We start from the raw sequence: 2,074 nt of genomic DNA on the forward strand, positions 1-2,074 counted from the left end.
CCGCTGGCCGCCTGAGATTTCGGCGCCTTCGAAGGCCGGACCGGTGGGCGAGGAGGCAGCGACAACACGCGCGCGATTGCCGAGTACGATCTCGGCATTGGTGCCGACATCGACGATCAACATCATCTCGTCCTGGCGATGCGGGCCTTCCGACAGCGTCACCGCCGCCGCATCGGCGCCGACATGGCCGGCGATGCAAGGCAGCATATAGAGGCGCGCGCCCTGGTTGAGCTTGAGGCCGATATCGGATGCCTTGATGCGGACCGCGCCGGAGACCGCGAGCGCGAAGGGGGCTCCGCCGAGCTCGGTCGGATCGATGCCGAGGAACAGGTGATGCATGATCGGATTGCCGACGAAGACGGAATCCAGGATGTCGTTGCGCTGGACGTTGCCTTCGGCGCAGACCTTATCGACGAGGCTGGAGATCGCCTCGCGGACAGCAACCGTCATGCCTTCGCGGCCATCCGGGTTCATCATCACATAGGAGACCCGGCTCATCAGATCCTCGCCGAAGCGGATCTGCGGGTTCGACGTACCCGAAGAGGCGGCGACGCGGCCCGACAGCAGCGACACCAGATGCATGGCGATGGTGGTCGAGCCGATGTCGCAGGCCAGGCCATAGGCCTCGTTCTTGAGGCCCGGCCATAGCGCGATGACGCGCGCTATGTCGCTGTCGGCATCCTTGTGGATGGCGGCGGTGGCGGTCCAGTTGCCCTTGCGCAATATGCCCTGCACCTGCGGCAGCAGGTAGAAGTCGAATTCGAGGTTTTTAAAGCCCCAATCCTTCATCAGCGCGATCTTGAGCCGGTCGAGATCGCCCAGGGGCTTGTGCATGTCGGGCTCTTCGATCTCGACATAACACATGCGGATCGCCGTATCGCGGGCGATCACCCTGGTGTCGGCATCCTTGCGGATGGTCTGAGCGTTGATGACGGTATCCTGCGGCACGTCGATGACGAGATCGCCGAGGATCTGCGCCGAGCAGGAGAGGCGGCGCCGTTCGGGCAGGCCGCGCACACGCTCGTAGCGCTCTTCCTTGGGGCCTTTGGGCGAGATGTGGTCGTTTGAGGAGGTGATCTTGTGCTTGGCGAAATTACCTTCCTGCACCTCGATCTGGCAGCGCCCGCAAGTGGCGCGCCCGCCGCACACGCTTTCGACATAGACGCCGAGCTGACGCGCGGCGTCGAGCACGGGCGTGCCGACAGGGAACCGCCCGCGCTTGCCTGACGGCATGAACAGCACGAGCGGATCGGTAATGTTTGCAGGTGAATTCACGATTGCGCGCTTATCCCCGGCCCATCCGGGCTTCACGGCCACCGCGCCGGCGGCCGCCATTGCCGCCGCCTTCGCCCGGTGCATTGACCGCTGTCGGCGCCGCCACCGGGTGACCGCCTTCGGCCGGCTTGTAGTCCTTGTAGGTGCGGATCCAGTTGGTACAGTTCTCGTCGGTGCCGTTGAGCACGTTGGCGCCGCGCACGGCTTCCATTTCCTGTGGGCGAACCGGGTTCATGATCGCCGAGGTCATGCCGGCGCCGATTACCATCGGGATGAATGCGGCGTTGATGCCATGGCGGTGCGGCAGGCCGAAGGAGATGTTGGAGAGGCCGCAGGTGGTGTTGACCTTGAGCTCCTCGCGCAGGCGGCGCAAGAGCGCGAACACCTGGCGGCCGGCATCGCCAAGCGCACCGATCGGCATGACCAGCGGGTCGACAACGACGTCGTGCGCCGGAATGCCGAAATCGGCGCAGCGCTGCACGATCTTCTTGGCGACGGCGAAGCGCACGTCCGGATCCATCGAAATGCCGGTCTCGTCATTGGAGATGGCGACGACGGGCACGTTGTATTTCTTGACCAGCGGCAGGATGGCCTCGAGTTTCTCCTCCTCGCCGGTGACGGAGTTGACCAGCGGGCGGCCCTTGGCGACCTTCAGCGCGGCCTCGATCGCGGCGGTGACGGAACTGTCGATCGACAGCGGCAGATCGACCAGGCCCTGGACGATTTCCAGCGTCTGCACCAAAAGACCAGGTTCGGTTTCGTTCGGGTTGACCGAGGTGACGCCGGCATTGACGTCGAG

General features: G+C 64.7%; 2 protein-coding genes. Both read right to left on the reverse strand.

Annotated features, from left to right (window positions below):
* Nucleotides 1-1,335 (reverse strand): ASKHA domain-containing protein (locus EOA36_RS34245; protein WP_127281108.1); only part of this gene is annotated, 1,335 nt, incomplete at its 3' end.
* A partial coding sequence (locus tag EOA36_RS34250; RefSeq protein ID WP_127281109.1) for a dihydropteroate synthase occupies nt 1,286-2,074 on the reverse strand: 789 nt, incomplete at its 5' end. The genes EOA36_RS34245 and EOA36_RS34250, both read right to left, overlap by 50 nt.

The sequence above is a fragment of the Mesorhizobium sp. M8A.F.Ca.ET.021.01.1.1 genome (assembly GCF_003998025.1).
Lineage (GTDB): Bacteria > Pseudomonadota > Alphaproteobacteria > Rhizobiales > Rhizobiaceae > Mesorhizobium.